The organism is Desulfuromusa kysingii (genome assembly GCF_900107645.1).
Classification (GTDB): Bacteria; Desulfobacterota; Desulfuromonadia; order Desulfuromonadales; family Geopsychrobacteraceae; genus Desulfuromusa; species Desulfuromusa kysingii.
This window is the reverse complement of sequence record NZ_FNQN01000023.1, coordinates 1-5,349: the sequence shown is the minus strand read 5'-3', so window position 1 is coordinate 5,349 and position 5,349 is coordinate 1. Positions and strand designations below refer to the sequence as shown.

The following is a 5,349-nucleotide window of genomic DNA, read 5'->3' as shown; positions in this document are numbered from 1 at the left end:
GAAACAAATAACCACGGACCCCTTCTGTGAAATTTTTCATACGTGTGTAACGGCGGTGAGCTTCTCCGATGGAGCGTGCCAGAGAATTTTCGTTTTCAGGGACAGCAATGAGGTGAACATGGTTGGTCATCAGACACCAGGCCAGGAAGGTCACGCCTGAGAGTTCAGCATGCTCGGCCATCACTTGCAAATAAGTGAGTCGGTCTTGATCGTCAGCAAAGATGTCCATAGAGCGGACACCACGTTGAGTGATGTGATGTGGATAGGTAGGAATAACCAGACGAGCAAAACGTGCCATCAATCCCCCTCCGGATCGGTGTCATCCATGTTATTGGTAAGTGACTATCAGCCTAACGAATTCACTTCCCTCTTGCAAGGAATTTAAATAGGTATTATGTCCCCAGAATTTCCTCTGGCTTCAATACAGCTTTAACTAATTCGCTTGGATATATTTTCTGACTTTCATTGCTGCCGCTACATATCCATGGCGAATAACTGAATCCTGTTGTGTTATAAAAAAGCATGTCAGCCCAACCGCCATCAATTGAAAATTCATTGGATTCTCCAAGAACTTCATTGGCGTTTCTATCTTTAATTTCTTGTTTTATAATTCCTATCCTTGAAGTCAGGTTTTTTCTTGTTATAAGATATTCATATTGACTTAAAAACTGATTGACCTTTTTATGCGCAGGTTTTCCACCTTCTAAAAAATATCTAGTCTTATTTTTTAAGACGTCTTCATATTCAACAAATTTAAATCCATATTTTGACCAGTGTTCAATACTGAACAAACCCAGAACCCCCTCCGCCTCTGCCGTTCGATAAACATGCAATCCGGCTTTTTCGTTACAGAGTTTGGTTGCTTGTTGTCCAATCTGATAAACATCCCAGAACACAGCGACCAGAGTTACGACTATTAAGCAGGCAGACAAGGCCAATCCACGCCATTTAAAGGTTCGTTCAACGACCAGCCCTTTCAGCGTGAGTACCGAGGCCACGAAAAACCAGATGGCGAACGGAAAGACAAATAGCAATCCGAAACCATGGGTGTAATAGCGTGTGCCAAATATTTCCCAAACACCTGCATCCATAGCTTATCCTTCTCTTATACTGAGTATGTTCATTGAATAAATGAGATGCCGCCAAACACAAACAGCCCGCCTCCGATCCGGGGTCGTACCCCAAACCGAAAACGGGCTGCTATCTAAACATCCTGGAATCATGTTCCCCCCTCAGAAAAACAGTACCGGGCAATCATCAATATCTGAAGCAATTAAACACCATGATACATATGGGATCTGACAAAAATCTGAATATCCTGGGGAATTGCCATTTTTTTCAAAAGGCGCCTACAAAGGTGTCGCGTCTACACATTGACAACCCCCAAAATTCGGCAGATCAGGTCAATCTCACCACGCAATGCATCATCCTCTGCCAGCTTAACCTGCATTCTCCTACTTCCCTGAGAAACAGCCGACTCACCGACGCCGAATTTCTCACCGATGTCCCGCAATGTTGCACCGCTGTAGTGATGGCATAGATACATGCACGGGAAAAAGGGGACAGGAAAAAGGGGACAGATTTATTTTCTGACCTTTCGAGGTCGTCCCTGTCCACGCAATTCTATCCGCCGGCTGAGTCGTCTTTCTATTTCATCGACAAATGACGACCCTCCGGTTAGCTGACCACGCTGAACAGCCCTGCTAATCGTCTCTCTTTCCTGGTCGGAAACGGTCTCGGATAGAAATTTGTGATATCGCTTGCAACGCTCATCGTCCGACAGGGCCAAGGACTTATAAAGGGAATCTAAATCCAACCATTCAAACCGCTTGCCAGAGACCTTGGAACAACAGCTCGACCAAGGATAATCGGCAGGATCAGCGCAAATTCTGGCAACCACCGGATTCATCTCTACATAGCGACAACAGGCGAGCAGATATCTATTGCTGTCAATGGGACTCGACTTGAAGCGCCCTTCCCACAGAGTGCCGCTGCGACCTTCCTGACAATTGATATAGCGGGTTTGTCGACCAGCGACTCTTTTCATCAACCGTCCCAGGTTTTCAGGGTTGTCACCTGGATTAATGATCAGATGAACATGATTGGTCATCTGACAAAATGCGTAGATTTTGCAATTGTACACCTCTTTCCATTCGGCAAGATTGTTAAGGTAATAGTGATAATCCTCCTCGGCGGAGAATACGACTTGGCGATTATGACCGCGCTGTATAATGTGGTGAGGATAATCGGGTATGACGATGCGAGCAGTTCGTGGCATGGCTGAACCTATCAGAACAAGGCAATTGCGAAATCAATAAATAAATCTGTCCCCTTTGTTATGTTTGTCGGCCAATCATTAAATACAGAGAGTGGTTCAGTACCGCGCATTGCCATGAAGATTTGCCCGAAAGAATCCTTGAACACTGTCCCCGAAAATCCACTTTCCGGATCGGTGTACTGCTCAACAACTGTATATTCATTGGCAAACGCGATGGCTTGGAGTTTTGACATGCCACCATCTATTAATTTTTGGGCATATAGACTTGGAAACTCCTCTGTCCCACCACCAAACCAATTTTGTTCCAACCCTATAGCGTATGCTGCTTGCGCCAACCATGCTTCTTCAAAATAATCACTGATCGTTGTCATAAATCGCCCCCCTCCGCCAATTTCTCTGGCATAAATTGCTTTGTCACTAATTCATCATAAGAGTTTGCACCACCACACGAAGTAGCCAAATTGTTAGATGTCATCTCGCGTGCTACCCAACCGCCCCAGTAACGAAAACCTATTACTTCACTCAACCTCTGCTCAGAATCCTTTAATGAAATCATTGATCCGAACTGCTCAATTTGAAAAACACGTTGTCGCGCAGTCGGTTTAGAATTTATATCTATCCCTAACCGAGCAAAGGCATTTGGCGGAATATCATTGTTACTTGCACCCTCATAAAACAGCGCCTTTCCAGTGTTATCCCAATACTCAGCAGGGAGTTCGACCACCTGATATATTTTCACCCCTGCCTCAGTTTGACAAAGATGATTGAAATAGATCCGTCCAACGATTTCATCAGCGAAGGGAAGTATTAGAGAACTTAGAAATGTTAGAGAGCCAATCACAACCTTGAGCAACAAGCTTGTTTTTTTAAACTTCCTGCTCACCCACACTGCCAATGCAATGCACACTGGCAGCCATAGAACAACCAGAAACAAAGGACTGGTCAATGTGATAAATCCAAATAACGCTTCCATAATTTACAACACCTCTTCAAAAATAGGCATAGATACCCCCGGGTAAACCCGGGGTCCTGATGCTCCGCAAACTGATTGCTTTTTTTTCCCCACAGGGGTCGCGTCTACACACGTCTACACATTGACAATCCCCAAAATTCTGATCTATTCCAGGGACATAATACCTATTACTTATCAATTCGTGGCCTCCCCGCTGTTTTCAACATCAACGCCCGTCCAGTTATTTTTTCAAGATGCTTAACAAACGGTTCTCCACCTAATGGACGCCCGGTTTTCGTTCTTTTTTGAATCCTGAGGTCTTGTTCCCCATCTGTTGTTTCCAGAAAGTTCATCCAGTTCGTGGGATGGCTGAACCTATCAGAACAAGGCAATTGCAAAATCAATAAATAAATCTGTCCCCTTTGTTTTCCTTCTTCTTCATGGGAATAGGCGTATTGGACAAGGTCCTCGCCCTGTCTGACTGTTAACCGTTGATAATAGTTGAACAAATCGATTGCTTGCGCGATAGCAATGCCATCAGCCCCGATGTCACCAAAATTAGTCGACCAGTCAATCAGACCATCCTTGATGGTGGAGGTTTCGGTTCCACGAATCGACAGCACATAGCTGTTATCATCAACACTTTGAAACACCGTGGCCGAAAAACCCTCAGCCGTGTTCGGTAGCTGATCGATAACACGCCAATGGCTGGCGAAAGTTTGGGCTTGAGTGAGGGACATGCCGTCGTCTTCATGCATAAGCGCATCAATATAATCCTGAGGAGCCATCCCAGAAGATAAATCAACATATGATGCCCAAGAAAGCTCAGCATACTTGTAATAATCTGATATCGTACTCATTTTTCATCCCCCTTTAAAAAAATTGAGTTTTCAAAATTACTTCCTTTTACTGGGTCTGGACACGAAAAGGACGATGGATGTCCAAAACTGGGCAAATCTCCTCCACCTCGTCCGTAACGTATGAGTTCACCAAGAACTTTATTATCACTAAGACGGATAATCACAGTACGAGTTCGAATTAGGGTCGGTTTCTTTTTCCTTAAGTATTGTTTCTCCTTTTCATAAAAATACAAATCATCAGCTGTTGCGTTAGTTTTATACGGAATAGAAATTCTGCCAAACTTATCAAGCAAATCCGGTGTTAATTCCACCGTCTCATACACTTTGACGCCCCCATCAATTGCGCACAGTTTCCGAACCTGCCAATCATAATAAGCAACTCTTCCAAATCCATACCACGCCATCAGAGCCACACCGATCAGGCTGACTACGGCAATCATCCAACGACCTTTTTTTGTTTTTCGTGTTCCCAACAAAAAAAGCATGACAACCAGAAAAACGATCGGAACGATAAACAAGTAGGAGGACAAGAAAAATACCAATACCAGATTCAATATTTCTTTCATTTTGTGACTCCAGAAACTGTGGAATTCGTCAATTTCCCTTTTGGATTGAGCGGTTCACTGTCAACGGATCAAACACAAACAGCCCGCCTCCGATCCGGGGTCGTACCCCAAACCGAAAACGGATCTGTTCCAGGGACATAATACCGATTACTCATCAATTCGTGGCCTCCCCGCTGTTTTCAACATCAACGCCCGTCCAGTTAATTTTTCAAGATGCTTAATAAACGGTTCTCCACCTAATGGACGACCGGTTTTCGTTCTTTTTTTGAATCCTGGGCATCTATTCCGGGGACATAATACTTATTACTCATCAATTCGTGGCCTCCCCGCTGTTTTCAACATCAACGCCCGTCCAGTTAATTTTTCAAGATGCTTAATAAACGGTTCTCCACCTAATGGACGACCGGTTTTCGTTCTTTTTTGAATCCTGAGGTCTTGTTCTCCATCTGTTGTTTCCAGAAAGTTCATCCAATTATCGACCATCGAAGGTAAGCTTCGCTCTCGTACCAGCGGATCATCTTCGACCACACCACAATTGAAACGTGCGCTCGACCAGTTATGATCTACAGGAGACTCGACCATGCCTGCCGCAACTGGATTACGTTCCACGTAGCGTCCTGCGGCCAGCAGGTGCTGCTGGTCGAGCACACAGGAACCAAAGCGGCCTTGAAACAAATAACCACGGACCCCTTC

Annotated in this window: 8 protein-coding genes and 1 pseudogene; all 9 read right to left on the bottom strand. The window is 44.7% G+C overall.

What is annotated here, in order from left to right; all coding sequences use genetic code 11:
* Positions 1-298, bottom strand: a 298-nt coding sequence (locus BLU87_RS16985) for a transposase (RefSeq protein ID WP_175498447.1), incomplete at its 3' end; no start/stop codon positions are given.
* Positions 299-392: 94 nt separating this feature from the next.
* Positions 393-1,091 carry a hypothetical protein gene (locus BLU87_RS16980; protein ID WP_092351028.1) on the bottom strand — a complete coding sequence of 233 codons (699 nt, stop codon included), beginning with the start codon at positions 1,089-1,091 and terminating at the stop codon, positions 393-395.
* 275 nt (positions 1,092-1,366) lie between these two features.
* Positions 1,367-1,513: a hypothetical protein gene (locus BLU87_RS17395; protein WP_175498446.1), complete on the bottom strand. Its 147-nt coding sequence runs from the start codon at positions 1,511-1,513 to the stop codon at positions 1,367-1,369.
* Positions 1,514-1,582: 69 nt separating this feature from the next.
* Positions 1,583-2,278 (bottom strand): transposase, encoded by a 696-nt coding sequence (locus tag BLU87_RS16975; RefSeq protein ID WP_092351026.1) that lies wholly within the window; start codon positions 2,276-2,278, stop codon positions 1,583-1,585.
* Positions 2,279-2,289: 11 nt separating this feature from the next.
* Positions 2,290-2,649 (bottom strand): hypothetical protein, encoded by a 360-nt coding sequence (locus BLU87_RS16970; RefSeq protein WP_092351024.1) that lies wholly within the window; start codon positions 2,647-2,649, stop codon positions 2,290-2,292.
* Positions 2,646-3,251, bottom strand: a complete 606-nt coding sequence (locus tag BLU87_RS16965) for a hypothetical protein (RefSeq protein ID WP_092351022.1) — start codon at positions 3,249-3,251, stop codon at positions 2,646-2,648. Before BLU87_RS16965 ends, BLU87_RS16970 begins: the two co-directional genes overlap by 4 nt.
* Before the next feature lie 167 nt (positions 3,252-3,418).
* Positions 3,419-4,090: a hypothetical protein gene (locus BLU87_RS16960; protein WP_092351020.1), complete on the bottom strand. Its 672-nt coding sequence runs from the start codon at positions 4,088-4,090 to the stop codon at positions 3,419-3,421.
* Positions 4,087-4,656, bottom strand: a complete 570-nt coding sequence (locus tag BLU87_RS16955; RefSeq protein WP_092351018.1) for a hypothetical protein — start codon at positions 4,654-4,656, stop codon at positions 4,087-4,089. The genes BLU87_RS16960 and BLU87_RS16955 overlap by 4 nt, the downstream gene beginning before the upstream one ends.
* Positions 4,657-4,959: 303 nt before the next feature.
* Positions 4,960-5,349 (bottom strand): annotated as a pseudogene (locus BLU87_RS17390) (transposase); the annotation flags it as partial.

What these genes read in the sequence shown, in the direction of transcription:
- BLU87_RS16975 (WP_092351026.1), bottom strand. Translation starts at nt 2,278, where the DNA reads ATGCCACGAACTGCTCGCATCGTCATACCCGATTATCCTCACCACATT.
- BLU87_RS16980 (WP_092351028.1), bottom strand. Translation starts at nt 1,091, where the DNA reads ATGGATGCAGGTGTTTGGGAAATATTTGGCACACGCTATTACACCCAT.
- BLU87_RS16970 (WP_092351024.1), bottom strand. Translation starts at nt 2,649, where the DNA reads ATGACAACGATCAGTGATTATTTTGAAGAAGCATGGTTGGCGCAAGCA.
- BLU87_RS16960 (WP_092351020.1), bottom strand. Translation starts at nt 4,090, where the DNA reads ATGAGTACGATATCAGATTATTACAAGTATGCTGAGCTTTCTTGGGCA.
- BLU87_RS16965 (WP_092351022.1), bottom strand. Translation starts at nt 3,251, where the DNA reads ATGGAAGCGTTATTTGGATTTATCACATTGACCAGTCCTTTGTTTCTG.
- BLU87_RS16955 (WP_092351018.1), bottom strand. Translation starts at nt 4,656, where the DNA reads ATGAAAGAAATATTGAATCTGGTATTGGTATTTTTCTTGTCCTCCTAC.